Below are 24,470 nucleotides of genomic sequence, written 5' to 3'. Positions count from 1 at the left end.
ACGTACGGACACGGGAAGGCGGCGGCGCCGGTACGCGCGCGGGGGCGCGGTCGGAACCGTCCGTAAGGGTGGGGGGAGCCCGGCGGCGGCAGCGCACGGGGGCGGGCCCGGCCGACCGGACGGCCCACTGTCGCACACCGCCCCGGGCCCCACGCAAATCCACCTCCGCGCCGGGCCGCGGCCGGTCAGCGCAGGGTCAGTTCCGCCCAGATGATCTTGCCTTCGGAGGTGTAACGGGTGCCCCAGCGCCCGGCCATCCGGGCGACGAGGAAGAGCCCGCGGCCGCCCTCGTCCTCGCCCGCGGCGAACCGGAGATGGGGCGCGGTGCTGCTGGAGTCGGAGACCTCGCAGATCAGCGTGCGGTCGTACAGCAGGCGGACGCCGATCGGGCCGGAGGCGTAGACGATGGCGTTGGTGACCAGCTCGCTGAGGATGAGCTCGGTGGTGAAGACCTCCTCCTCCAGGCCCCACTCCATCAGCTGCCGGGTGAGGTTCGCCCGGGCCTCGGCGACGGCCGCGGGGTCGGCGGGGACCTCCCACTCGGCGATGCGGTCGGGCGGCAGCAGGCGGGTGCGCGCCACGAGGAGGGCAATGTCGTCGCGCTGCCGGTCGGGGAGCAGGGCGCCGAGCACGGCCTCGCAGGTCTCCTGCGGCGTCCGGTCGCGGTGTGCCAGCGCCGTGGCGAGCTGGTGCATGCCGGTGTCGATGTCGTGGTTGCGGTCCTCCACCAGGCCGTCGGTGTACAGGACCAGGTTGCTGCCCTCGGGCAGCTGCAGTTCCACGGATTCGAAGGGCAGGCCGCCGATGCCGAGCGGCGGACTGGCCGGGAGGTCCGGGTACGTGACGGTGCCGTCCGGGTGGACGAGGGCCGGTGGGAGGTGGCCGGCCCGGGCCAGCGTGCAGCGGCCGGAGGCCGGGTCGTAGATGGCGTAGAGGCAGGTGGCGCCGGAGACGGTGGCCTCGTCGTTCGCCGCGGTGGCCTCCTCGTCGATGCGGTTGACCAGCTCGTCCAGGAAGCCGAGGAGCTCGTCGGGCGGCAGGTCGAGGGTGGAGAAGTTCTGCACCGCGGTACGCAGTCGGCCCATGGTCGCCGCGGCGTGCAGCCCGTGGCCGACGACGTCCCCGACGACCAGCGCGACCCGGGCGCCGGGCAGTGGGATGACGTCGAACCAGTCGCCGCCCACCCCGGTCTGTGCGGGCAGGTAGCGGTGGGCGAGGTCGAGGGCGCTCTGCTCGGGCAGACCGCGCGGCAGCAGGCTCTCCTGCAGGGTGACGGCCATGGCGTGCTCGCGGGTGAAGCGGCGCGCGTTGTCGATGCACACGGCGGCGCGGGCCGCCATCTCCTCGGCCAGCGACAGCTCGCCCTCCTCGAAGGGCCGCTCCCGGGAGCGCCAGAAGTTGACGATCCCCATCCGGACGCCGCGGGCCTGGAGCGGCACGGTGATCAGGGATTCGCAGCCGTGGCTCATGACCAGCTCCAGCCGCCCGGGGTCGTCCGGGTACCAGTCGCCGGCCGCCCGCACATCGGGCACGAGCACGGACTGGCCGCTGACGAATCCGGTGGCCATCGGGGTGAGCGAGAGGTAGGTGTGCACCTCGCCCGGCCGGTAGAGGGGGTGGTCGTCGCGGATCCCGGCGACCGCCACCCGGCGCAGCTCGGGCGCCTCGCGGTACGAGCCCACCGGTGGCTCCCCGCCGCTCAGCACGGGTTCGGCCAGGTCGACGGTGGCGTAGTCGGCGAACCACCGCACGGCGACCTGGGTCAGCTCCTCGGCGGTGCGCCGCACGTCGAGGGTGGTGCCGATGGCCACGCTGGCCTCGTACAGCAGCCGCAGGCGGCTCTGGGTGACCTCCGCCTTCCCGGCGAGGGCGAGCAGGTCGGTGGAGTCCCGCAGCGTGGCGACGCTGCCGGGCGGGCCGCCCTGGCGGTCGGTGGACCGGATGTTCAGCGCGAGCAGCCGTTCGTTGACCGGCAGCACCTCGTCGGAGATCGCCTGCCCGGACGTCAGCAGCTCGGTGATCCGGGAATCGAGGCCGAGGCCGGAGAGGCACTGCCCCTCGGCGTCCGCGGGCAGGCCCAGCAGCTTTTGGGCCTCGTCGTTCGCCAGCAGGACCCGCCCGTCCGCGTCGAGGATCAGCACGCCCTCGCGCACGGCGTGCAGCACCGCGTCGTGGTGCTCGTACATCCGGGTCATCTCCGACGGGCCGAGCCCCCGGGTCTGGCGCCGCAGCCGGCGGCTGACCAGTGCGGTGCCGGCCGTGGTGAGGGCGAGCGCGGCACCGCCGGCCCCGACGACGACGGGCAGCTGCCGGTCGACGGCGCTGCTGACCCGGCTCACCCGCATACCGGAGCTCACCAGGGCCACCACGTGGCCCTTGGCGTCCTTCACCGGGACCGTCGCCTGCACCTCGTGGCCGAGCGGCCCGTAGACGCTCTCGATGGTGGTGCGGCCGGCGAGGGACGGCTTGATCGTGCCGACGAATTTCTTGCCGATCCGGCTGGGGATCGGGTGGGTGTAGCGGATCCCGTTGCGGTCCATGACGACGATGAAGTCCACGCCGCCGCGCTTGCGGGCGTCCTCGGTCAGCGGCTGGAGCACCACGCTCGCGCCCGGATGGCCCTTCTTCAGCACGGTGGGCAGGCCGGGGGCGTGCGCGAAGGACTCGGCGGAGGCGAGCGAACGGTCCCGGGCGCCCTGGAACCGGTCGCTCCGCGCCTGGACCAGCAGGGTGATCACCGCGGCCACGACGAGCAGCAGCACGATCAGCACCTGCAGGAGGAACATCTGGCCGGCGACACTGTGGACGTCCACCAGGGCGCGCAGGCGCTGGTTCAGCGGTTTCGGCGGGCCGCCGTTCCGTGCCCGCCGGCCGTTGTCGCCCGGGCGCCGACCGGTGGACCTGCGCCCCGGAGCGAACCACGGAAAGCGGCCGGAAATTCGGGCCATGCTCCATGTGTACCTCGCGCACCGAGGTGGCCGATACGCACCACGCTGAAGTATCACATGACTGTACGACGGTGACCGGGCCCGCGGGGCGGTGTTCCGGGGCCCGTCAGCCGTGCTCAGCCCGCCAGCTCGCCCAGGAACTCCCAGGTACGGCGCCGGTCCGCGTCCCCGGCGAGCTCCGTGCCGGAGAAGACCACCTCCGTCGCCCCGGCGTCCCGGTAGCGCCGCACCTCGGCCGCGACCGTCCGCTCGTCGCCGATCACGGCCACGTCGGCCGCCCGCTTGCCGCCGGAGAGCCCGATGACCCGGGCGTAGGACGGGATCTGCTCGTAGAAGGCGAGCTGCTCGGTGAACGTCCGGCGCACCGCGTCGGCGTCGTCGGTGACCAGGCCGGGCACCAGCGCCACGATCCGGGGCGCGGGCCGGCCGGCGGCCTCCGCCGCGGCGGTGACGGCCGGGACGATGTGCTCGGCCAGCGCGCGGGGCCCGGCGAGGTACGGCAGGATCCCGTCGGCCAGCTCGCCGCTCACCCGGAGGGCCTGCGGGCCCATCGCGGCGACGAGCAGCGGTACGCCCGCCTCGGCGCCCGGCACCCGCGCGGGGATCGGGGTGGCGGCGGTCAGCAGCTCGCCGCGGAAGTCGGCGCTGCCGGTCTCGGTCAGCTGGCGCAGCGCGGTGAGGAATTCCCGCAGCCGGGCGACCGGCCGCTCGAAGGGGAGGCCGAAGCCGGACTCGGTGAGGAGTTTGGTGCCGAGGGCGAGTCCGAGGTGGTAGCGGCCGTGCGTGGCCGCCTGGGCGGTCAGCGCCTGGCTGGAGACCACCAGCGGGTGGCGTCCGAAGACAGGGATCGCGGACGTGCCCACCTGGAGCTCCGGGACCTCGCGCCCGACGATCGCGGCGAGCTGGGGCGAGTCCGCCCCGAAGGTCTGGCCGAACCAGGCGGACCGCAGCCCCGCGGCCGCCGCCTCCGCGGCGAGCCGCACGGTCGCGTCGATCTGGTTGTCGGGGGCGGTCGCGTTGAGTGCTACTCCCACTGCCATGTCAGCTGGAACGAACGGGAGTTGGCCGAACATTCCGGTGCGGGCGTGACGGTTCTCCGTCGGCTGTGTGAACTCCTTCTCCGTCCGGCCGATGGGGTTACCTACCCCGGGGGCTCAGGCGGCGGCGGTCGAGCCGGTCGGGCCCGTGCCCGGTCCGGCGGGGTCGCGGTGGATCGGGGTGCCGGAGCCGGTCAGCGGCCGGCCCGTACCGCCGCGCCGGGCCGCGACGATCTCGGCGGCGATGGACAGGGCGGTCTCCTCGGGCGTACGGGCGCCGAGGTCGAGACCGATCGGGGAGCGCAGCCGGGCCAGCTCGCGGTCGGTGAGGCCGGCCTCGCGCAGTCTTCGGTCGCGGTCGTCGTGGGTGCGGCGGGACCCCATGGCGCCGACGAACGCGACCGGCAGCCGCAGCGCCACCTCCAGCAGCGGGATGTCGAACTTGGCGTCGTGGGTGAGCACGCACAGGGCCGTACGGCCGTCGGTGGCCGTGCGGCGGAGGTAGCGGTGCGGCCACTCGACCACGATCTCGTCGGCCTCGGGGAAGCGGGCCCGGGTGGCGAAGACGGGGCGGGCGTCGCAGACGGTGACGTGGTAGCCGAGGAACTTGCCGGTGCGCACCAGGGCCGCGGCGAAGTCGACCGCACCGAAGACGATCATGCGGGGCGGCGGTACGTTCGCCTCGACGAACACCGTCAGCTCCGCCTCGCAGCGGGTGCCGCCCGCCGAGACGTCGAAGCTGCCGGTGCGGCCCGCGTCCAGCATGGCGCGGGACTCGCCCCGTGCCGTCCGGTCCAGGTCCGGCCCGCCGCCGAGGCCGCCCTCGTGGGAGCCGTCGGGGTGGACGAGCAGCGCCCGGCCGAGGAGGTCGGCCGGGCCCTGGACCACCCGGGCCAGGGCCGCCGCCTCGCCCCGGGCGGCGGCCGCCAGCGCGGCGGCGAACACCGGCCGGTCCGGGGCGTCGGCGGTCACCGGCGTGACCAGGACCTCGATCGTTCCGCCGCAGGTCAGGCCGACCGCGAAGGCGTCCTCGGCGCTGTATCCGAAGCGTTCGCGGACGGTCGTGCCGTCCTGCAGCGCCTGGGCGCACAGGTCGTAGACGGCCGCCTCCACGCACCCGCCGGAGACCGAACCGATGGCCGTGCCCCGGCTGTCGACGGCGAGGGCGGCGCCGGGGCTGCGCGGGGCACTGCCGCCGACGCCCACGACCGTGGCGACGGCGAACTCCCGGCCCTCCTCGGTCCACCGGTTCAGCTCATCGGCGATGTCCAGCATCCCGCTCTCCCACGCTTCCTCGTCCGGTCCCCGCCCGCAGGACCCGGTCCGGCCGGATCGGCAGATGCCGGTGCCGTACACCGGTCGCGTGCCAGACCGCGTTGGCGACGGCCGCCGCGGCACCGACGATGCCGATCTCGCCGATGCCCTTGATCCCCACCGGGTCGTCCGGGTCCGGATCGTCCACCCAGTCCGCCTCGACGAGCGGTACGTCGGCGTGTGTGGCGACGTGATAGCCGGCGAGGTCGGCGCCGACGTGGCCGCCCGAGGCGCGGTCCCGGACCGCCTCCTCGTGCAGGGCCATGGAGATGCCCCAGATCATGCCACCGACGAACTGGTTGCGCGCGGTGAGCGGATTGACGATCCGGCCCGCCGCGAAGACGCCGAGCATGCGCCGTACCCGCACCTCGCCGGTGGTGACGTCCACGGCGACCTCGGCGAACTGTGCGCCGAAGGAGTGCCGTTCCTTCTGCGCGAGGGCGCCGATCGCCTCGGTGGTGTCCGACCGTACGGTGATGCCCTCCGGCGGGATGTCCGCGCCCAGCGCGAGCCGCTCGCGCAGTTCCTTCGCCGCGGCCATCACCGCCCAGGACCAGGAGCGGGTGCCCATCGAGCCGCCCGCGATCATCGCCGGGCCGAAGTCGCTGTCCCCGATGCGCACCCGGACCCGGTCCGGCGCGACCTCAAGCGCGTCGGCGGCGACCAGGGTGAGCGCGGTGCGCGCCCCGGTGCCGATGTCGGCCGCGGCGATCCGCACGGTGAAGGTGCCGTCCGCCTCGGCCGTCAGGACCGCCGTGGAGGGGGCGGCTCCGGCGCCGAAGGAGGCCGCGGCCGTGCCGGTGCCGAGCAGCCAGCGCCCCTCACGGCGGAGTCCGGGACGCGGGTCCCGGTCGGCCCAGCCGAACCGGCGGGCACCTTCCTCGAAACAGGCGCGCAGATTGCGGGTGCTGAACGGCAGACCGGAGACCGGGCCCTTCTCGGGTTCGTTGCGCAGCCGCAGCTCGATCGGGTCGATCCCGCACTTCTCGGCGAGCTCGTCGAGCGCCGCCTCCAGCGCGAACGAGCCCGGTGCCTCGCCCGGCGCGCGCATGAACGTCGGCGTCGGCACATCGAGTCGTACGACGGTGTTGGCGGTGTGGTGGGCGTCGGCGTCGTACATCACCCGGGCCACGGCGGCGCTCGGCTCGATGAATTCGTGCACGGTCGAGGTCAGGCTCAGGGCGCGGTGCTCCAGCGCGCGCAGCCGCCCGTCGGGGTCGGCGCCGAGCCGGACCCGCTGGCTGGTGGGGCTGCGGTAGCCGGCCAGCGAGAACATCTGACGGCGGGTCAGGACGACGCGTACGGGGCGCTGGAGAACCGTCGCGGCCATCACGGCGGCCACCTGGTGTGCGCGCAGGCCCTTGCTGCCGAAGCCGCCGCCGACGTGCTCGGACCGCACCCGCACCGCGGACGGGTCGAGCGAGAACAGCTTGGCGAACTCGCCCACGACCCAGGTGGCGCCCTGGTTGGAGTCGACGACCTCCAGCCGGCCGCCGTCCCAGCGGGCCGTCGCCGCATGGGGCTCCATCGGGTTGTGGTGCTCTTCGGGCGTGGTGTACTCGGCGTCCAGGACGACGGCGGAGGCGGTGAGTTCGGCCTCCAGGTCGCCCTTCTCCGCCACCGCCGGCAGATGGCCGTCCAGCGGGTAGGCGTCCGGGTGCCCGCCGGCGAAGTCGATGTCGTGCGGCTCCTGGTCGTAGTGCACCACCAGCGCTTCGGCGGCCGCCCTGGCCTCCTCGGACGTCTCGGCGACGACCAGCGCCACCGGCCAGCCCATGCTCGGCACCCGGTCGTGCTGGAACACCGCGCAGGTCGGGTCCGGAGCGCCCAGCATGCCGACGTAGTCGGTGTCGACGCGCGGGGCGTTGCCGTGGTGCAGCACGGCGAGCACACCGGGCATCGCCAGGACGGGCTCGGCCTCCACCGAGCGGATCCGGCCGCGGGCGATGGTGGACACCACCAGCCAGCCGTGGGCGAGCTCGGCGAACGGGATCTCGCCGGCGTAGCGCGCCGCGCCGGTGACCTTGGCCAGGCCCTCCACGCGGGTGTGCGCGGTGCCGACGGCTCCCCGTACGGCGGTGGTTTCCGTCGTCGTCGTGGTCATCGTGCGGCCTCCTCGGCGAGCTCGGTCAGCAGGGCGACGACGAGATTGCGCATCAGCGTCACCTTGTATCCGTTGTGGGGCAGCGCCTCGGCGGCGGCGAGTTCGGCGTCCGCGGCGGCGGCGAACGCCTCGGCGCCGGCCGGCCCTCCGGTCAGCACCCGCTCGGCCGCAAGGGCCCGCCACGGCCGGGACGCCACCGCCCCGAGGGCGAGGCGGACGTCGTTCACGATTCCGTCGCGGACGTCGAGGGCGGCGGCGACCGAACCGATCGCGAAGGCGTACGACGCGCGCTCCCGCACCTTGCGGTAGCGCGAAGTGGCGGCGACCGGCAGCGGCGGCAGGGTGATGCCGGTGATCAGCGCCCCGGGCGGCAGTGCGGTCTCCCGATGCGGGGTGTCCCCCACGGGCAGGTAGAACTCCGCGAACGGCAACTCCCCCGGCCCGTCCGCCGTTTCGTAGTGGACGACGGCGTCGAACGCGGCCAGCGCCACCGCCATGTCCGAGGGGTGGACCGCGACGCAGTGCGAGGAAGCGCCGAGGATCGCGTGGTTGTGGTGCTCGCCCTCGATGGCGGAGCAACCGCTGCCGGGCGTCCGCTTGTTGCACGGACGGGCGAGGTCCGTGAAGTACCCGCAGCGGGTCCGTTGCAGGAGGTTCCCGCCGACGGTGGCCATGTTGCGCAACTGGCCCGAGGCACCGGCGAGCACCGCCTGCGCCAACGCCGGGTAGTGTCGCCGCACCTCGGGATGGGCGGCGAGATCGCTGTTGGTCACCGTGGCGCCGATCCGCAGCCCGCCGCCCTTGGTGAACTCGATTCCGTCCAGGGGGAGTTCACGTACGTCGACGAGCAGTCCGGGCCGCTCCACCCCGGCCTTCATCAGGTCGACGAGGTTGGTGCCACCGCCGAGACAGCGCGCCTCCGGGTCGGCCCCGAGGAGCGCGACCGCCCCGGGAACATCGAACACCCGCTGATAGCCGAACTCCTTCATGCCGCCCCCTCCGTGCCCACTGAACCCGCCGCACCCGCTTCGGTCCCAGGCGTCCCGATCCCCTGTGCCGATCCGGCTTCGTGCACGGCTGCCGCTCGCGCGACGGCCTCAACGATCGACACATACGCCCCGCAGCGGCACAGGTTGCCGCTCATCCGCTCCCGGATCTCCTCCGGCGTCAAGGGCGGAACCCCCGCCTCCGGCCGCACATCGGCACTCGCCGCACTCGGCCACCCGGCAGCGTGTTCCTCGATCACCGCGAGCGCGGAACATATCTGCCCCGGTGTGCAGTACCCGCACTGATAGCCGTCGAGGTCGAGAAAGGCCTGCTGCACCGGATGGAGCGTCTCACCGTCCGCCACGCCCTCGATCGTGGTGATCTCCCGCCCCTCGGCGGCCACCGCGAGCTGAAGGCAGGAGACGGCTCTGCGGCCATCGATCAGCACCGTACAGGCACCGCATTGGCCTTGGTCACAGCCCTTTTTGGTGCCCGTCAGATCGAGCCGCTCGCGCAGCGCGTCGAGCAGCGTGGTGCGGCGGTCGACGGGCAGCGCATGCTTCTCGCCGTTGATGTTCAGGGTGATGGCACTGGACGTCGATAGGGCCATGATCAGCTTCTTTCGCGTGTGACTTTCACGTAGGCGATGCGCGAAACAGGAGGAGGGGCAGGGAAGGAAGGGGGACGGGAAAGGAAGGGGGCAGGGAAGGGGGGACGCGGATCCGGAGTTCGGGGTTCGGCGTTCCGGCGAACCCCGAGGGCACCTTCAGGAAGGACGCCCCCCGCCAGGGAGGCACCCTCAAGAAGGGGGTAGTGCATGCGGTACGTCAGTGCGTCAGTGCGTCAGGACAGACATCGGGTGCGGTGAGTGCGATGCAGTGCGGTCACCTACGTGCGATGAGCACGGCAACGTAGCAAAAGTGGCGAACGTAGCGAATACGGAAGGGCGAACACCCCACCACCCGCTTCTGCCGCTATGGTGGAGCTAACCGGACAGCTATCCGATTACCGCAAATCTACCGGACACCTGTCCGGTTATCAAGGCCGATCCGGCAGTGATTCCCGAAGGGAGGACGAGTGCGGGAGAAGAAGGACGCCCCACTGCGCTCGGACGCGCAACGGAATCGCGAGCGCATCCTGGAAGTCGCCCTGGAGGAGCTGACGCGCGCGGCCGACGCCCCGCTGAGCGCGATCGCGAAGAAGGCCTGCGTCGGGCAGGCGACGTTCTACCGCAACTTCCCCAACCGCGAGTCGCTCGTCCTCGAGGTCTACCGCTACGAGGTCCAGCAGGTCGCCGACACCGCGGCGCAGCTGCTCGAAACCCGCTCCCCCGACCAGGCGCTGCGGGAATGGATGGACCGCCTGGCCCAGTACGCCATGGCCAAGGCCGGTCTGGCCGACGCGCTCCGGAAGGCGACCGCGCACGGCAGCCTGGCCGCCTCCGGACACGGCCCGGTGACGTCGGCCGTCGCCCTCCTTTTGAAGGCCAACGAAGAGGCCGGCACCATCCGCCCCGGCATGACCCCCGACGACTTCTCACTCGCCATCGCCGGACTCTGGCAGATCGACCCGCACAGCGACTGGCAGTCCCGGGCCGGCCGCCTCCTCGACCTCGTCATGGACGGCCTCCGCGCCGGAGCCCCGGCCTCACGCGGCGCCGCCGCGGAAAGCTGAGCGGCGCGGTCTACCGCGCCTGACGGTCCGGACCCGGGTGGCCGGCATCGAGGCCGAGCCGGTGCGCCACCGCCGATCCCATGCCCTGCACGGTGTCGGCGGTCTCGGCGACCGGGAGCCGGGTGCCGGTGTCGGCCGCGGCGGCGGGCACGGCCCCCGCCAGTCCCGCCAGGGCCGCGGCGGCGGCCGCGAGGGTCAGGGTTGTCTTGCGCACGCGCACGGGTTCCTCCCGAAGTGATCGCGCTCAGTGATCAGCGAGATCAGCGGATCAAGGGTTGGCGGTGACCGGCTGTAGTTGCCGGCTGTCCGGTCAACGAGACGTTCTCGGCCAGGACACGGCGGGGGCAGCCGGGTTCATGGTGTCCGACCTGCGCGGTACGGCGCGCGTCGATCGTTCGTCACCGCCGACGGCTTCGCACGGACAGTAACCGGACCACCCCTGACTCGTCTCAGAGTGCGACCACTTCATTGACACCCCGACGGGCTCTATGTCCAGGATGTTCGGCATTCCGTGTTCTTCGCCTTGCTGTGGAAATTTCTGCCGTACAGCGGAAAGGAACCCCGATGGGTGCACATGTGCACGTCCGCCTGATACAGAGCCTGGGCGTAACCGAGGAGGGCGAGCTGATCGAGTACTCCTCCTGCGCCGAGTGCGGTGCGACATGGGTCAAGAAATACCCGGAGGGGCAGGTTCCGGCCCCGGACTGAGGGACGGAGGGCACGCCGCGCCCGCTCCCCCTACCGCCCCTGACGGCCCCGCTGCCACAGCGGGCGCACGAGCCACTCCAGGGACTCCAGCCCGTCGGTCGCCGGGGCATCGTCCTCGCCGCGACGGACACCGAGCAGTTCGATGCTCACCGGACCGAGCCTCAGCACGAGCACGGTGTCCGCTTCGTCGGCCGACGGCCGGGGGCGGCGGGTCCGGGTGGGGACCGGGCGGTCGGGCCCCGAACGGCCCGGCCCGGCGCGGGCACCCCGCCGCTGCGCGTAGCGGCGGTCACGCTCGGCGAGGGCACGGTCCGCGTCGTAACGGGCCCGGCTCTGCGGGTCGTGGAGGACGCGGTAGGCCGTCAGCACCTCTGCGAGTTCTCGTTCCGCTGCCGGCCGGGCGGGACCGGTGTCCGGGTGCAGTCTGCGGACCAGTCGGCGGTAGGCCGTGGTGATCTGGCGCGCGGATGCGGAGGGCTGGACACCGAGTACGGCGTAGTGATCGGGCTGCGGTCCCGGCATCACCGCCACCTCCTGCTCAGGCAGGCAATCGGGTAGGTATCAGGCAGGCATCCGACCCATACCCGGAATTCCCGGATGAAAGCGCGGGAGCCTGGCACAAGAGCACGCTTCGACGTGCACGGTTGCCCCCTTCACATCCCCGCCCCGCCCTCATGCCCGCCCTGCCCCCATCCCCGTCCCCGTACCCGTCCCCGTACCCGTCCCCGGGGAGACCGTCGGGTCAGCGTCACGACGTCGTGTCGCTTGTCGTCGGGTGGGTGACGCGTCCCGTCGTCGCCGCCGGTGATACGGACGGCGACGACGGGACACGACGGGAGGGGAGGGCTCAGCTGCGGCTCACGGACGCCCCGTCAAGCGCCCTGTCGCCCTTGCAGTTGTTGCAGTTGTTGCAGTGAGGCCACCAGCTTGTCCACCTCCTCAGGGGTGTTGTAGAGCGCCAGTGAGGCGCGCGCGGCGCTCGTCAACCCGTAGTGGGCCAGGGCGGGTTGGGCGCAGTGGTGGCCGGCGCGGATGGCGATGCCGTCGCGGTCCAGCCAGTCGGCGATCCGTGACGGGTCCTGGCCGGCGAGGGTGAAGGTCAGGACGCCGACCCGGCCGGGTGCGGAGCCCAGCAGTTCCAGACCCGGCACCGTGGACAGCGCCTGCTGGGCATGGGCCGTCAGCGCCGTCTCATAGGCGGCGATGGCGTTCCGGTCGAAGGAGGTCAGCCAGTTCAGCGCGGACAGCAGACCGACCACTCCGGAGATGTGCCCGGTGCCGGCCTCCATACGGTGCGGCACGGGCGCGTAGGTGGTGCGGGTGAAGTCGACGGACTCGATCATGTTCCCGCCGCCCTGCCACGGCGGCATCTTCTCCAGGACGTCCGGCTTCGCGTACAGGGCGCCGATGCCCGTGGGGGCGAACAGCTTGTGGCCCGAGAACGCGTAGAAGTCGGCGTCCAGGTCCGTGACGTCGACGGGGAAGTGCGCCACCGCCTGCGCCCCGTCCACCAGCACCTTCGCGCCGTACCGGTGCGCCAGCGCGGTCATCTCCCGTACCGGCACGACGGTGCCGAGCACGTTCGAGACCTGGCTGAGCGCGACGAGCTGGGTGCGCATGGAGAGCAGATCGGCGTAGGCGTCGAGGTCGACCTGCCCGTCCGGTTGCAGCGGTACGGGTACCACCCGGGCCCGGGTCTCCTTGGCGATCAGCTGCCAGGGCACGATGTTCGAGTGGTGCTCCAGTGTGGAGACCAGGATGTCGTCCCCGGGACCGAGGTTCGCCCGTCCCCAGCTCTGGGCGACGAGGTTGATCGCCTCGGTGGTGCCGCGTACGAAGACGATGTCGTCCGGTGACGGCGCGCCCAGGAACTGGGCCACCGCCGCCCGGCCCGCCTCGTACGCCTCGGTGGCCTCCCGGGCCATGGTGTGCGCGCCGCGGTGGATGTTGGAGTTGGCGGACCCGTAGAAGCCGGCCAGCGCCTCGATCACCTGGCGCGGCTTCTGGGTGGTGGCTCCGTTGTCCAGCCACACGAGGGGGTGCCCGTTCACCGTCCGGTGCAGGATCGGGATGTCCCGCCGGGCCAACTCCGGTGCGAATCCGGCCGGTTGACCGGGGAGAACGGTGGCGGCGGACGGCGGGGCAGGGGCATCGGCGGAGGCCTGCGCACCGGCAGGATCCGTGACGGACCCCGGGACTGGATGCGTGACGGAGCCCGGCACAGAACCCGGCGCAGAACCCGGAACGGAACCCGGAACGGAACCCGTGACCGGATCCGCAACGGGGGCCGTTCCCAAGCCCGCCACCGGGCCCGTGACCGGGCTTGCCGCCGAGCTCGTGACCGGTTCCGTGACCGGTGTCGTGGTCGCAGCCGGGGCGCTCGGCCAGGCGCCCCGGAGGACGTCAGGAGTAGTCATGGTAGTTGGCGACCTCGACGTTCTGGAGGACGGCGAGTGCGTCCTCCACCAGTACCGCGGTGTTGAAGTACGCCGTCATCAGGTACGACGTGATGCCCTTCTGGTCGACGCCCATGTTCCGCATCGACAGGCCGGGTTCCACCTCGTCCTCGATCTTGGCGGGGCGCAGGCCCACCACCCCCTGCTCGGCCTCGCCCACCCGCATCAGCAGGATCTCGGTCGTGCCGATGCCCGCGCCGCCGGAGAACCGCACCTTGTCGGACGGCAGCAGCGGGACGCCGCGCCAGGTCAGCAGCGGGCTGCCGAACCGGGTGTCGATGATCGGGGGCACACCCCGGCGCGTACACTCCCGGCCGAACGCGGCGATGGCCCTGGGGTGCGCGAGGAAGTAGCCGGGCTGCTTCCAGACCCGGGTCAGCAGTTCGTCCAGGTCGTCGGGGGTCGGTGAGCCGGTGCGCGCCTGCACCCGCTGCCCGGGCGCCACGTTGTTGAAGAGCCCGAACTCCGGGTGGTTGAGCAGCGAGGCCTCCTGCCGCTCCCGCAGGGCGTGCACGGTGAGGTTGGACTGGGCGCGGATCTGGTCGATGGGCCCGTTGTAGAGGTCGGAGACCCTGGTGTGGACGCGGAGGACGGTCTGCGCGAGGGTCATGTGGTACTCGCGGGGCGTGTCCTCGTAGTCCACGAAGGTTCCCGGGAGGTCGGGTTCGCCGACGTGGCCGGAGCTGAGGTCGACCGGCACCTCGGCGCCGGGCAGCACGCCGTCCGTCGAGAGGTAGGCGTCCAGCGCTCCGCGCACCGTCGCGTCGCGGTCGCACAGTCCGGCGAGCGCGCTGCGGTTGACGCACAGGGCCACACCGGGGGTGAGCGCCCGGACGCGGTACGGCATGGGCTCGTCGCGGGTCCAGGAGTCGAGGTCGAAGAACTGGCCGTCGCCGATCACTTCGAGCACCGCGTCCTCGCCGTAGCGGCCGCTGACCCGCTTCTCGGCACGGCCCTGGGCGATCACCCACAGCTGGTCGTGCGCCTCACCGTCCTGGGCCAGCATCTGCCCGGCCTCGAAGGGCACTTCCGTGAAGGCGCCGGCCAGTTCGGTCAGCAGATCGTCGTCGGCCTCCCGGAGGTACGGCAGTTCCCGCAGGTCGCCCGGGATGACGCGGGGCGAACCGCCGTCGTTGTGCGTGCTGATGCGGTCGTCGCCGAGAACGTAGGTACGCCGCCGGTTGACGCGGAACACGCCCGCTTCGACGTCGACCCAGGGCAGTGCACGCAGCAGATAGCGCGGGGTGATGCCGCGCATCTGCGGGGTGGTCTTGGTGGTTGTCGCGAGCTGCCGTGCGGCATCCGGGCTGAGGCTCAACTGGTCGTTCACGGGACCCCTCCTCGCACACAGGCATGCCGGACGGCCGGCGTACGGCCGGACGACATGCGGGAACAGCCCGATCGTCCGGGCGGGCGTCGCCCACCCGCAACCAACCGTTCGCCGGCCTCCGGCCGGAATTGCGCCCCGTTCTCACGTCTCCATTTCGCATGGACGTACGACTACGGGCCGTCACATCGCCGCGACCACGAGGGGAATTACCGAAGGGCCGCGACGCCCCCCGTCCAGGCGTTCTCGAACGCCCCACCAGGCACAACCCGGTGCTGCGCATACGACCTGATTTCCCCTCATAACACAGCTTTGCGTTTCCTAAAGGGCGGCTTATGGCGCTGGCTCATGACACCGACCGGTGTCCCGGCACGGTGTTGCGCCGCAGTTCGGCGCGTTGTGCCGCGGAATGGATCAGGGGCTGCCCGACGTTGTAGGAACGTGTCACCCGATGAAAGGTACGGACATGACCACCGTGCACGGTACGGCCCTGGACATTCCCACGCAGGACGGCGTCGTGGACGCCTATCTCGCCCACCCCGACGACGGCCGCGCGCACCCGGGGGTCCTGCTGTACATGGACGCCTTCGGGCTGCGCGCCTCATTGGAGGCGATGGCCAGGCGCCTGGCCGGACACGGCTACACGGTGCTGGTGCCCAACGTCCTGTACCGCACCGGGCGGGCGCCCGTGGTGGAACTCCCCGACTTCATCAACCCCGCCGAGCGGCCCGAGATCTTCGAGCAGCTCTTCCCGATCATCCGGGAGCTCACCCCTGAGCGGGCCGTGCGGGACGCCGGCGCGTACCTCGACTGGCTGGCCGCCTCGCCGCTGGTCGCCGACGGCCCGGTGGGCACCACCGGCTACTGCATGGGTGGCGTCCTCGCGCTCCGCACCGCCGCGGCCCACCCCGACCGCATCGCGGCGGTGGCCTCGTTCCACGCCGGCCATCTGACCACGGATGCCGAGGACAGCCCGCACCGCATCGTCGACCGCATCACGGCGGAGGTGTACTTCGGGCACGCCGATCAGGACTCGTCGCTGCCGGCCGAGGCGGTCAAGGCCCTGGAGCAGGCCCTGGACACCGCGGGCGTGCGCTACCGCAGCGAGGTGTACGAAGGCGCCCAGCACGGCTACACCCAGACCGACACCGCCGCCTACAACGGCGCGGCGGACGACCGGCACTGGCGCAACCTGCTGGAGCTGTTCGGGCGCACGCTCGGCTGAGCCGGCCCGCCCGGGCGTCAACCGGGGCCGCCCCGCCAGATGTTGTCGAACGCGGCCTTGTCGATGGCGCGCCGCTGCCGCTGGTACCCCAGCTCGCTCAGCGCGTCATGGACGGCGGCGAGCACCGTCTCCACCGACTCGTCCGCCGGCGGTCCGTCGTCCTTGAGACCCCCGGTCCGGGGGTCTTCGGTCGGCTCCCCGCCGATCCCGAGGTTTGCCGCGAGGGCGGCGAGGACGGGTTCGTCCGCCGCCCAGCGGTCCGCCGCCGCACGGCGCGCGGGCGATTCGGCCAGCACCAGCTCACCGGCCCGGAACGGCCTCCAGTGGCCCCGGCGTTCACGGGTGAGCTCGCCGCCCGCTTCGAGGGCGGACAGGTACGCCGTGTACAGCCCGCGGCCCCTGCGCCACAGCCAGTCCTCGACCGACTCGTACGGCTCCTGCTGGACGAGCGCTCCGGCCGCCTCGTCCAACAGGCGATCGGCCGCGCTCGGCCGGTATCCGGGAACGATCCGCTCGCCGTCCAGCGCGGCGGCCTGGGCCCGCAGCAGGTCGATCAGCTCGGCCCCGGCGAGCGCGAGCGACAGGTCGCCCTGCTCGGGAGGCGACGCCTCGCCCAGGGCCACGATCAGCAGGTCCCGCGGTGTGGTCATGACGGCTCCCCACGTCTGTTTCGAGCTTACGGAGTGGTGGGCCCGGCTGCATCCGCCCGGACCCGTACGGCCGAGTGGGACGCCCGCGCCGTGCTGTGCACCGTCGCCGAAGCCGGGTCCGGCGGGGAGCTGAACCAGGTCCTCGGCCGGCCGCCCTCGGGCCACGCCGTCTTCTTCGGCAAGCCGGGGCTCGGCGACCGACCGGCCGTGCCTCAGGCCGCCTGCGCCTCGTCGCCGTAGCGCACGGCATCGGCGTAGCGCAGCAGCACGCCGACCCCCTCGCGCAGCCTCAGCTGCTGCTCGGGGACGAGGACGAGTTCCGCGCCGGTGCCCACCAGCGCGCGGGTGAGCGCGGCGTCGGCGCGTTCCTCGCGTACGGTCGCCACGCCGTAGACCCGCAGGTCGCGCTCCGTGAGGGCGAGCTGGCCGGGCTCCGGGCCCACCCACAGGCGCAGCGGCGACTCCGGGTGGTTGTTGAGGAAGAGCGCACTGGCCTGGCCGCGCTGCAGTGCCGCGACCGTGGCCGCGAGCCCTTCGGCACAGGCCCCGTCGTGAGCCCGCCGGGCGAGGAAGGTCTCCAGGAGGGTGCGGTCGTGGGCGGCCATGCGCCCGCTGAAGAGCCGGTCGAGCTGGCTCTCCAGCAGTGCCCGTCCCGGTTCCGGCCGGCCGCCGCCCTCGGCGGTGGCCAGCCGGCCGCGCAGATAGGCGGGCAGCCGGCGGGCCAGGATGCCGCGGGCCCAGGCGTCACCGGCGAGCAGCAGCGTCTCGGCGCCGCGGCGGCGGGCCTGCGTCTCCAGCTGCCGGCCGAGCCGCTCGGTGAGGTGCTGCCATTCGGCCACCGGGACCTCCAGGTGGAGCCGGTCCCCGGGCGTCACCTTGGTCAGGGGCCAGGTCCCGGCCTCGGTGTCGATGCGGACGGTGCCCTCGGCGTCGGTGGAGTGGCGGCCCATGTAGTGGACACGTACTGCCAGATAGGCGATCTCGGGCGCGTGCTGGGCGATCAGCGGCAGGGTGTCGGGCAGTGCGCCGAAATGGGCCGTGTCCTGTGCCGGCGGGCGGGGCAGTTCGTCCTGGAGGACGAGCTTCCCGTGCGCGGTGAACAGGGCCTGCCCGTGCCGGCCGGGCACCCGGACGTCGTCGCCGACGGTGCCCGCCACGGCGGCGATGGACTCCGGGTCCGCCCCTTCGGCGAGCAGGTCGTCGCGCAGATGCCGCCAGCGCAGCGCGATGGCGGAGTCCGGGTCCTCGATGGCACTGTCGCGCGAGGTGTCGAGGTACACCGAGGCGAACGGGCCGGCTTCCTTGTAGAGCGGTTCGAGGAAAGAAAGTCGCATCGCCACTCCTGCCGGGAACGGAACCATCCCTGGGCCCATGATGCGCCCGGGAGGCGTACGGCGCGTCCGCTGGCGGTGCGGTACGGGCCGCTACCGGGTCGTCGGGGCCCGGCCGCGGACCGTAGGCCGCCGTCCGCGCACCGTCACCCCGCGCGGTTCACACCGGCAGCCCGCCCAGCAGCTCCGTGACCTCCTCCGCGGCCAACGGGAGTTCGGCCTCCTCGTACGCCGTCCGCGCCCGTTCCCAGTAACTGCGGGCCTCGGCCGGCCGGTTGTCGGCCACCGCGAGGTGGCCGAGGTGCTGCAGGGTGCGGGCCCACCCGACCGTGTTGCCGAGCCGGTGGTAGAGGTCGAGTGCCGACCGGTAGTGGTCGTGGGCCGCGACGCGGCTGCCCCGCAGGCGGGCCGTGAACGCCAGGTTGAAGAGGGTGTGCGCGGTGGCCTGGTGGTCGTCGAGCGCCCGGAAGAGCGGTAAGGCGGCGGCGTAATGGCCGTCCGCCTCCGCGTACCGGCAGAGGCGGCGGGCGGCCGTGCCCATGCTGTGCAGCGTACGGGCCTCGCCGGTACGGTCGCCGAGCGCCCGGTAGTGGTCGAGTGCCTCGGCGAAGAGGGGCAGCGCCCGGTCGAAGTCCTGCTTGTGCTTGAGGAAGTCGCCCTTGTCGTACAGGGCCAGGGCCTGCTGGGCGGGGTCCGCGACGGTGTGCGCGAACTCCACGGCCATGTCGCACACTTCCAGGCCGGCGTCCCAGTCCTGCTGGCGGCGGAGGAACCAGCTGACGTCGTGCGCCAGCGGCAGCATCACGGCGGGCCGGCCGTGCCGCTGCGCCAGATGGAGGGCCGACCGCAGGTTCAGACGCTCGGTGTCGAGCCAGTCCTCCGCGGCGTCGTCCCGCCGGCGCGCGCGGGCCGCCGCCACGATGCGCTCGGTGGCGTCCCGGGCGGCATCGCGGTAGTGGGCCAGCAGCCGGTCGACGGCGTCCTCGACGCCCGCCGCGTCCTCCTCCTCGTGGCGGCGCCGCTCGGCGAACAGCCGCAGCAGGTCGTGGAAGCGGACCCAGCCGCGGGGTTTGCCGGGCTCGACCATGTGGACGTCACGCAGCGCGCGCAGCAGTTTCCTGGCCCGGGGCACGGGCTCCCCGGCCAGCGCGGCGGCCGCCTCGACGCTCACCTGCTGACCCGGGTTGAGCGACAGCAGCCGGAACATCCGGGCCTCGTCGGCGGCGAGCCGGGCGTACGACAGGTCGAAGGCGGCGGTCACCGAACGGCGGTCACCGTAGGACAGCTCCTCCAGGCGGGTGGCGCGGTCGCGCAGGGCCGCGGTGAGTTCGCCGACGGACTGGTCCGGGTCACCGGCCAGTATCGAGGCCACGACGGCGAGCGCGAGGGGCAGGTGGCCGCAGAGTGCGGTGAGGTCGCGTACGGCTCCGGGCTCGTCGAGGGCGCGGGTGTCGTCGGGGCGGCGCATCCGGAGCGTGCGGCTGATCAGGGCGGCGGCCTCGGCCGGTGCCAGGACGCCGAGGTCGAGGATCCGGGAGCCGGGGAGGTCCCCGAGGGTGCGGCGGCTGGTGACGACGACCCGGTGGGCCGGGGAGCCGGGCAGCAGCGGGCCGACCTGGTCCGTCGAGGAGGCGTTGTCGAGCACGACGAGCGCGGCGCCGTGCCGGGCGGCGCGTTCGGCCAGCTTCGAGCGGTACAGCGACAGCCGGCCCTCGAAGGTGGGCGGGAAGAGTTCGTCGGGGACGCCGAGCGCGCTCAGGAAGACGGAGACCGCGATGTCCGGCCGGACGTAGCGGTGCCCGTCGTAGCCCTGGAGGTTGATGAAGAGCACCCCGCCGGGGAACCAGCCCGCCGCCACGGCGTCGTGCGCGGCGCGCAGGGCGAGTGCGGTCTTGCCGACGCCTGCGGTGCCCACCAGCGCGGACACGACCAGCGGCGGGGCCGCGGCCGACGGCGCCGACGCGTCCCGCGCCCCCGGGGAGGCTGGGCGCAGCGCGGCGGTCAGGGTGCGCAGCGCCTCCTGTCTGCCGGTGAACTCCGGCGGCGCCGGGGGCAGCCCGGCCAGTGCGGTGGGCGCCGAGGGCGTGAGGTGCAGCTCCCCCACGTGGCCGGCCTGCACGACCGGGCCGGTGACGGTGCCACTCAGGTCGTTGGATGACTGGTTCACGGTCCCTTTTCTAGCCGACCGCCCCCTCGCCCAGCTGGGTTTTCCGGCGACGGGCGCCGGTCGCCGCCCGTCGCCGGCGGTATCCGGGCCGCTCGTCCCGCGTCGCGTGCGGTGGCATCTGCTGGGACCGTGGCAGCAGCGTGCCCGTCCGTCCCGCGAGGTGGCAACGTGAGCGACAAGGTCAGCCGGTCCACCCCTCCTCCCCGCCGCGGGGGGCCGTTGCAGCGGCTCCTGTTCGGCGGGGTCTACGGCTCGGTCCTCGCCAGTGCGCTGGCGGCCGCCCTCGGCAGCGAGCACGGGCCCCTGGACCCCGGGTACGACGCGGCGTGGGTGCTGGTGACCGCCGTCGCGTCGGCCGCGGCGCACGGCTACGCGCACGCCATCGCGCACCGTACGGCCGACGCGGCTCCGGTCACCACGAGCGCGGTGCGCTCGATGCTCGCCGAGTGGCCGCTGGTGGTCGCGACACTGCCGACGGTCGCCGCGCTGTTCGGCTCCTACCTGGAGTGGTGGGGCGAGGAGGGCGCGATCGACGTGGCGCTGACGTTCAACACGGCGGCGCTGTTCGGCTGGGGCGTGTGGGGGGCCCGGGCGGCGGGGCGGAGTTGGCCGGCGTCGTGCCGGGTCGGGGGCGTGGACGCGCTGCTCGGGCTGTTCATCATCGCCGCGAACGTGTTGACCAAGTGAGCGCCCCGCGACCCGCCGGGTCGCGGTCCGGGCGGCGATGAAACACGATGAGAACTCCAGCCAGAGGAGGTCCGCCCGTGTCTGCTCCGGACATCCCCTCCCGGGCGCCCGCGCGAGCCGTACTGCCGGAGCGCGGCCCCGAGCCGGTGAGGATCACGCTGACGGTGAACGGCGTCGACCGCGCGGTGGAGGTCGAGCCGCGCGTCAGCCTTCTGGACGCGCTGCGCGAACGCCTGGACCTGACGGGCGCGAAGAAGGGCTGTGACCAGGGCACCTGCGGGGCCTGCACGGTATGGGTCGACGGGCGCCGGGTGCTGGCCTGCCTGACCCTGGCGATCACCTGCGAGGGACGCGAGGTCACCACCATCGAGGGCCTGGCCGAGGGCGATGAGCTGCACGCCATGCAGAGCGCGTTCATCGAGCAGGACGCGTTCCAGTGCGGCTACTGCACCCCGGGCCAGATCATGTCCGCGGTGGCACTGCTCAAGGAGGGCCACGCCTCGGACGACCGCGAGATCGCCGAGTGGATGAGCGGCAACATCTGCCGCTGCGCCGCCTACCCCCACATCCGGGCCGCCATCCGCACGGTCCGTGACCGAGCCTGAGGAGATTCGCCGTGCGGCCCATCAGCTACTCCCGCGCCACGGCCGTCGCCGACGCGGTCGCCGCCGTCGCCGCCGACCCCACCAGCGACTTCCTGGCCGGCGGCACCACCGAGGTCGATCTGCTGCGGCAGAACGTCTTGCTGCCGCGCCGGCTCGTGGACATCAACGACCTGCCGCTCACCGGGATCGAGGACCGGCCCGACGGCGGCCTGTACATCGGTGCGCTGGCCCGTATGAGCGAGGTGGCCGAGGCCCCCGCCGTACGGGAGCGCTTCCCCATGGTGGCCGAGGCGCTGGTGCTCGGGGCGTCCGCCCAGCTCCGGCACATGGCCAGCATGGGCGGCAACATGATGCAACGGGTGCGCTGCGGCTACTTCCGCGACGCGTCGTCGCCGTGCAACAAGCGCGATCCGGGCAGCGGCTGCGGTGCCCTGGACGGGTTCAACCGCGGCCATGCCGTCCTCGGCGTCAGCGAGCACTGCATCGCCACCCACCCGTCGGACGTCGCCGTCCCGCTGATGGCCCTGGACGCCCGCATCCACACCGAGGGGCCGCACGGCCGGCAGGTCCACGCCCTGGACGACTTCTTCCTGCTGCCGGGTGCCACACCGCATCTGGAGCATCCGCTGGAGCACGGTGAGCTGGTGGTGGGCATCGAGGTGCCCGGTCTGGCCATGGCCCGGTCCTCGTGCTACCTGAAGGTGCGCGACCGGGAGTCGTACGAGTTCGCGCTGACGTCCGTGGCGGCCGCGGTGGATCTGGCGGACGGGGTGATCCGCGACGTACGGCTGGCGCTGGGCGGGGTGGCCACGAAGCCCTGGCGGGCCCGCCGTGCGGAGGAGCTGCTGCGCGGCGCGCCCGCCGACATCGGGGCCTTCCGGCGGGCCGCCCGCGAGGAGCTGGCCGCCGCCCGCACCACGCCGCTCAACGCCTTCAAGGCCGAGCTGGCCCGGCGGACCGTGGTCCGCGCGCTGGCGACCCTCACCGGCACGGAGCACGCGTCATGACCACGGCCCCGGCCGTCGGCCGCCCCGTCGACCGGGTCGACGGCCGGCACAAGGTCACCGGCGGCGCGCACTACTCCGCGGACGTCCGCCCGACCGATCGTGCCCACGCCGTCCTGGTCGGCGCGCGGGTGCCGAGCGGCCGGGTCACCGGCATCGACACCGACGAGGCCCGGCAGGCCGGCGGGGTGCTCGCGATCCTCACGCACGAGAACCTGCCCGGCATCGCCACGCAGCCCCCGCTGCTGCCCTCGCTCGCCGGTATGCCCGCGCCCGGGCAGACCTTCTTCCCGCTCCAGGACGAGGTCGTCCACTACAGCGGGCAACCGGTCGCCGTGGTGGTCGCCGACACCCTGGAGCGCGCCCAGCACGCGGCCGCGCTGGTCCGCGTCACGTACCAGGAGACGCCCTCGGTCACCACCGTCGCCCAGGGGCGGGACGACGCCTACGTACCGGACGCGATCTTCGGCGGTTTCGTCCCGGGCCGGAGCGTGCGCGGCGATGTCGAGGCCGGGCTGGCCGCGGCGGACGTGCGGATCGACGCCACGTACACCTACGCCGCGAACCACCACAACCCCATCGAGCCGGCCGCCACCACCGCCGTCTGGGACGGCGACCAACTGACCCTGTACGACGCCACGCAGGGGGTGGCGGCCACCCAGCTGACGGTGGCGGCGCTGCTCGGCCTGTCCCCCTCCAAGGTGCGTGTGCTCTCCCACTTCGTCGGCGGCAGTTTCGGCTGCAAGGCCATGATCTGGGCGCACCCCGCGCTGGCCGCGCTCGCCGCCCGGCACGTCGGACGTCCCGTCAAGCTGTCGCTGACCCGTGAGCAGATGTTCACCTCGGTCGGCCACCGGGAGGAGCAGGAGCAGCGGATCGAGCTGGGCGCGGACAAGGAGGGCCGGCTCGTCGCGCTGCGGCACCACAAGCTCTCCCCCACCTCGCCCTTCGACGACTGGGCCGAGCCCTCGCTGGGCGTCGCCTCGCAGCTCTACGCCTGCGCCCACTACGAGGGCGTCTACCGGCTGTTCCGCGCCAACACCATGACGCCGACCTTCATGCGGGCGCCCGGCGAGGCGTCCGGCATGTTCGCCCTCGAATGCACGATGGACGACCTCGCCCACCAACTGGGCATCGACCCCGTCGAACTGCGCCTGCGCAACTACTCCGAGACCGACCCGACCACCAAAAACCCCTGGTCCAGCACGGGACTCAAGGAGTGCTACGCACGCGGCGCGGAACGCTTCGGCTGGCACCGGCGCCGCCCCGCGCCGCGCTCGCACCGCGACGGCGACTGGCTGATCGGCTACGGCATGGCCGCCGCCGGCTATCCCGTCTACGGCCCGAACAACCCGCAGCGGGCCCGGGCCCGGCTGTACGCCGACGGTACGGCCGTCGTGCAGGCCGCGACCCCCGACTTCGGCACCGGGGTGGCCACGGTGATGACCCAGGTGGCCGCCGATGCCCTCGGTCTCCCGTGGGAGCGCTGCCGCTTCGAGGGCGGTGACACGGCGCTGCCGGGCATCGCCGCCGCGGTCGGCTCCGCGGGCGCGGGGATGATCAGCGCCGCCGTCCACACCGCCGCCGCCCGCCTCCGCGACCAGTTGGTGGCGCAGGCCGTCGCCGACTCCCAGTCCCCGCTGCACGGCGCCGATCCGGCGGCGGTCACCGTACGGGACGGCCGGATGATGCTGCACGACGCGCCCGCGACCGGCGAGACCTACGGCGACCTGCTGCACCGCAACTTCCTGCCGGACGTCGAGGCCTCCGGCGCCTGGTCCCCGTCCCCGGAGTCCCACCACTACGGGATGATGACCTTCGGCGCCCAGTTCGCCGAGGTCGCCGTCGACCCCGACCTCGGCGTCGTCCGGGTCCGCCGCATGGTCGGCGCCTTCGCCCCCGGCCGCGTCCTCAACCCCAAGACGGCCCGCAGCCAGCTGATGGGCGGCATGCTCTGGGGCCTTGGCCAGGCCCTCCTGGAAGCCAACTACATGGACCCCCGCCGCGGCCGCTGGGTCGCCTCCGGCCTGGGCGACTACCTCGTCCCGGTCAACGCCGACGCCCCCGACGTCGAGGTCGAACTCGTCGACGTCACCGACGACATCGTCAACCCGCTCGGCGTCAAGGGCGTCGGCGAGATCGGCCAGGTCGGCGCCGCGGCCGCCCTCGCCAACGCCCTCCACCACGCGACGGGCCGGCGGGTGCGGAAGCTGCCGGTGACGATCGAGGACCTGCTGTGAGCCCAG

At 73.1% G+C, this 24,470-nt stretch carries 21 protein-coding genes; 8 read left to right on the top strand and 13 right to left on the bottom strand.

The window, feature by feature from the left end:
- Window positions 1–185: 185 nt before the first annotated feature.
- The 6 genes from V2J85_RS13080 to V2J85_RS13055 form a co-directional block, all read right to left on the bottom strand.
- Window positions 186–2,948 carry a SpoIIE family protein phosphatase gene (locus V2J85_RS13080; RefSeq protein ID WP_419836771.1) on the bottom strand — a complete coding sequence of 921 codons (2,763 nt, stop codon included), beginning with the start codon at window positions 2,946–2,948 and terminating at the stop codon, window positions 186–188.
- A 116-nt stretch (window positions 2,949–3,064) separates the two neighbouring features.
- Window positions 3,065–3,988, bottom strand: a complete 924-nt coding sequence (locus V2J85_RS13075) for an LLM class F420-dependent oxidoreductase (RefSeq protein WP_330821667.1) — start codon at window positions 3,986–3,988, stop codon at window positions 3,065–3,067.
- 114 nt (window positions 3,989–4,102) lie between these two features.
- Window positions 4,103–5,260 (bottom strand): XdhC family protein, encoded by a 1,158-nt coding sequence (locus tag V2J85_RS13070; protein WP_261954515.1) that lies wholly within the window; start codon window positions 5,258–5,260, stop codon window positions 4,103–4,105.
- The gene (locus V2J85_RS13065) at window positions 5,241–7,403 is read right to left on the bottom strand and encodes a xanthine dehydrogenase family protein molybdopterin-binding subunit (RefSeq protein ID WP_330821666.1); all 2,163 of its coding nucleotides are present in this window, start codon (window positions 7,401–7,403) and stop codon (window positions 5,241–5,243) included. The genes V2J85_RS13070 and V2J85_RS13065 overlap by 20 nt, the downstream gene beginning before the upstream one ends.
- Window positions 7,400–8,392 (bottom strand): FAD binding domain-containing protein, encoded by a 993-nt coding sequence (locus V2J85_RS13060; protein ID WP_330821665.1) that lies wholly within the window; start codon window positions 8,390–8,392, stop codon window positions 7,400–7,402. Before V2J85_RS13060 ends, V2J85_RS13065 begins: the two co-directional genes overlap by 4 nt.
- Complete coding sequence (locus tag V2J85_RS13055; RefSeq protein WP_330821664.1) at window positions 8,389–9,000, bottom strand: (2Fe-2S)-binding protein; 612 nt, start codon at window positions 8,998–9,000, stop codon at window positions 8,389–8,391. Before V2J85_RS13055 ends, V2J85_RS13060 begins: the two co-directional genes overlap by 4 nt.
- A 467-nt stretch (window positions 9,001–9,467) precedes the next feature.
- Here V2J85_RS13055 and V2J85_RS13050 point away from each other — a divergent pair, with 467 nt between their 5' ends.
- Window positions 9,468–10,064, top strand: coding sequence for a TetR/AcrR family transcriptional regulator (locus tag V2J85_RS13050; RefSeq protein ID WP_261954519.1), 597 nt, complete (start codon window positions 9,468–9,470; stop codon window positions 10,062–10,064).
- A gap of 10 nt (window positions 10,065–10,074) precedes the next feature.
- Here V2J85_RS13050 and V2J85_RS13045 read toward each other — a convergent pair whose 3' ends face one another.
- Complete coding sequence (locus V2J85_RS13045; RefSeq protein ID WP_330821663.1) at window positions 10,075–10,278, bottom strand: hypothetical protein; 204 nt, start codon at window positions 10,276–10,278, stop codon at window positions 10,075–10,077.
- A gap of 350 nt (window positions 10,279–10,628) precedes the next feature.
- Here V2J85_RS13045 and V2J85_RS13040 point away from each other — a divergent pair, with 350 nt between their 5' ends.
- Complete coding sequence (locus V2J85_RS13040; RefSeq protein ID WP_330821662.1) at window positions 10,629–10,772, top strand: hypothetical protein; 144 nt, start codon at window positions 10,629–10,631, stop codon at window positions 10,770–10,772.
- Between the two features lie 30 nt (window positions 10,773–10,802).
- Here V2J85_RS13040 and V2J85_RS13035 read toward each other — a convergent pair whose 3' ends face one another.
- The 3 genes from V2J85_RS13035 to V2J85_RS13025 all read right to left on the bottom strand — a co-directional run bounded on the left by V2J85_RS13035 (window position 10,803) and on the right by V2J85_RS13025 (window position 14,558).
- Window positions 10,803–11,294: a J domain-containing protein gene (locus V2J85_RS13035; protein WP_330821661.1), complete on the bottom strand. Its 492-nt coding sequence runs from the start codon at window positions 11,292–11,294 to the stop codon at window positions 10,803–10,805.
- A gap of 350 nt (window positions 11,295–11,644) precedes the next feature.
- Window positions 11,645–13,078 (bottom strand): cysteine desulfurase, encoded by a 1,434-nt coding sequence (locus V2J85_RS13030; protein ID WP_261957323.1) that lies wholly within the window; start codon window positions 13,076–13,078, stop codon window positions 11,645–11,647.
- Between the two features lie 97 nt (window positions 13,079–13,175).
- Window positions 13,176–14,558, bottom strand: coding sequence for a family 2B encapsulin nanocompartment shell protein (locus tag V2J85_RS13025; RefSeq protein WP_261954523.1), 1,383 nt, complete (start codon window positions 14,556–14,558; stop codon window positions 13,176–13,178).
- A 463-nt stretch (window positions 14,559–15,021) separates the two neighbouring features.
- Between V2J85_RS13025 and V2J85_RS13020 the strand changes: the two genes are divergently transcribed.
- Window positions 15,022–15,780, top strand: coding sequence for a dienelactone hydrolase family protein (locus tag V2J85_RS13020; protein WP_261954524.1), 759 nt, complete (start codon window positions 15,022–15,024; stop codon window positions 15,778–15,780).
- A 17-nt stretch (window positions 15,781–15,797) separates the two neighbouring features.
- Here the strand turns inward: V2J85_RS13020 and V2J85_RS13015 are convergent, their stop codons facing one another.
- Window positions 15,798–16,430, bottom strand: a complete 633-nt coding sequence (locus V2J85_RS13015; RefSeq protein WP_261954525.1) for a GOLPH3/VPS74 family protein — start codon at window positions 16,428–16,430, stop codon at window positions 15,798–15,800.
- A gap of 36 nt (window positions 16,431–16,466) precedes the next feature.
- Between V2J85_RS13015 and V2J85_RS13010 the strand changes: the two genes are divergently transcribed.
- The gene (locus V2J85_RS13010; RefSeq protein ID WP_330821660.1) at window positions 16,467–16,670 is read left to right on the top strand and encodes a DUF2267 domain-containing protein; all 204 of its coding nucleotides are present in this window, start codon (window positions 16,467–16,469) and stop codon (window positions 16,668–16,670) included.
- Here V2J85_RS13010 and V2J85_RS13005 read toward each other — a convergent pair.
- Together V2J85_RS13005 and V2J85_RS13000 are read right to left on the bottom strand one after the other, a co-directional pair.
- Window positions 16,643–17,764: a baeRF2 domain-containing protein gene (locus V2J85_RS13005; protein WP_261954527.1), complete on the bottom strand. Its 1,122-nt coding sequence runs from the start codon at window positions 17,762–17,764 to the stop codon at window positions 16,643–16,645. The genes V2J85_RS13010 and V2J85_RS13005 overlap by 28 nt on opposite strands.
- Window positions 17,765–17,921: 157 nt before the next feature.
- Window positions 17,922–19,928 (bottom strand): ATP-binding protein, encoded by a 2,007-nt coding sequence (locus tag V2J85_RS13000; RefSeq protein WP_330821659.1) that lies wholly within the window; start codon window positions 19,926–19,928, stop codon window positions 17,922–17,924.
- Window positions 19,929–20,096: 168 nt separating this feature from the next.
- Between V2J85_RS13000 and V2J85_RS12995 the strand changes: the two genes are divergently transcribed.
- The 4 genes from V2J85_RS12995 to V2J85_RS12980 all read left to right on the top strand — a co-directional run bounded on the left by V2J85_RS12995 (window position 20,097) and on the right by V2J85_RS12980 (window position 24,464).
- Window positions 20,097–20,615 carry a hypothetical protein gene (locus V2J85_RS12995; RefSeq protein ID WP_261954529.1) on the top strand — a complete coding sequence of 173 codons (519 nt, stop codon included), beginning with the start codon at window positions 20,097–20,099 and terminating at the stop codon, window positions 20,613–20,615.
- A gap of 77 nt (window positions 20,616–20,692) precedes the next feature.
- On the top strand, window positions 20,693–21,220 hold the full coding sequence (locus V2J85_RS12990) for a (2Fe-2S)-binding protein (protein WP_410011232.1): 528 nt from the start codon (window positions 20,693–20,695) through the stop codon (window positions 21,218–21,220).
- 11 nt (window positions 21,221–21,231) lie between these two features.
- A complete protein-coding gene (locus V2J85_RS12985) occupies window positions 21,232–22,227 on the top strand; it encodes an FAD binding domain-containing protein (protein ID WP_330821658.1) in 996 nt (331 codons plus the stop codon).
- Window positions 22,224–24,464 (top strand): xanthine dehydrogenase family protein molybdopterin-binding subunit, encoded by a 2,241-nt coding sequence (locus V2J85_RS12980; RefSeq protein ID WP_330821657.1) that lies wholly within the window; start codon window positions 22,224–22,226, stop codon window positions 24,462–24,464. Before V2J85_RS12985 ends, V2J85_RS12980 begins: the two co-directional genes overlap by 4 nt.
- The last annotated feature ends 6 nt before the right edge of the window (window positions 24,465–24,470 follow it).

This window comes from Streptomyces bugieae, assembly GCF_036352915.1.
GTDB classification, from domain to species: Bacteria; Actinomycetota; Actinomycetes; order Streptomycetales; family Streptomycetaceae; genus Streptomyces; species Streptomyces endophytica.
This window is presented reverse-complemented; position numbering and strand designations above follow the sequence as displayed.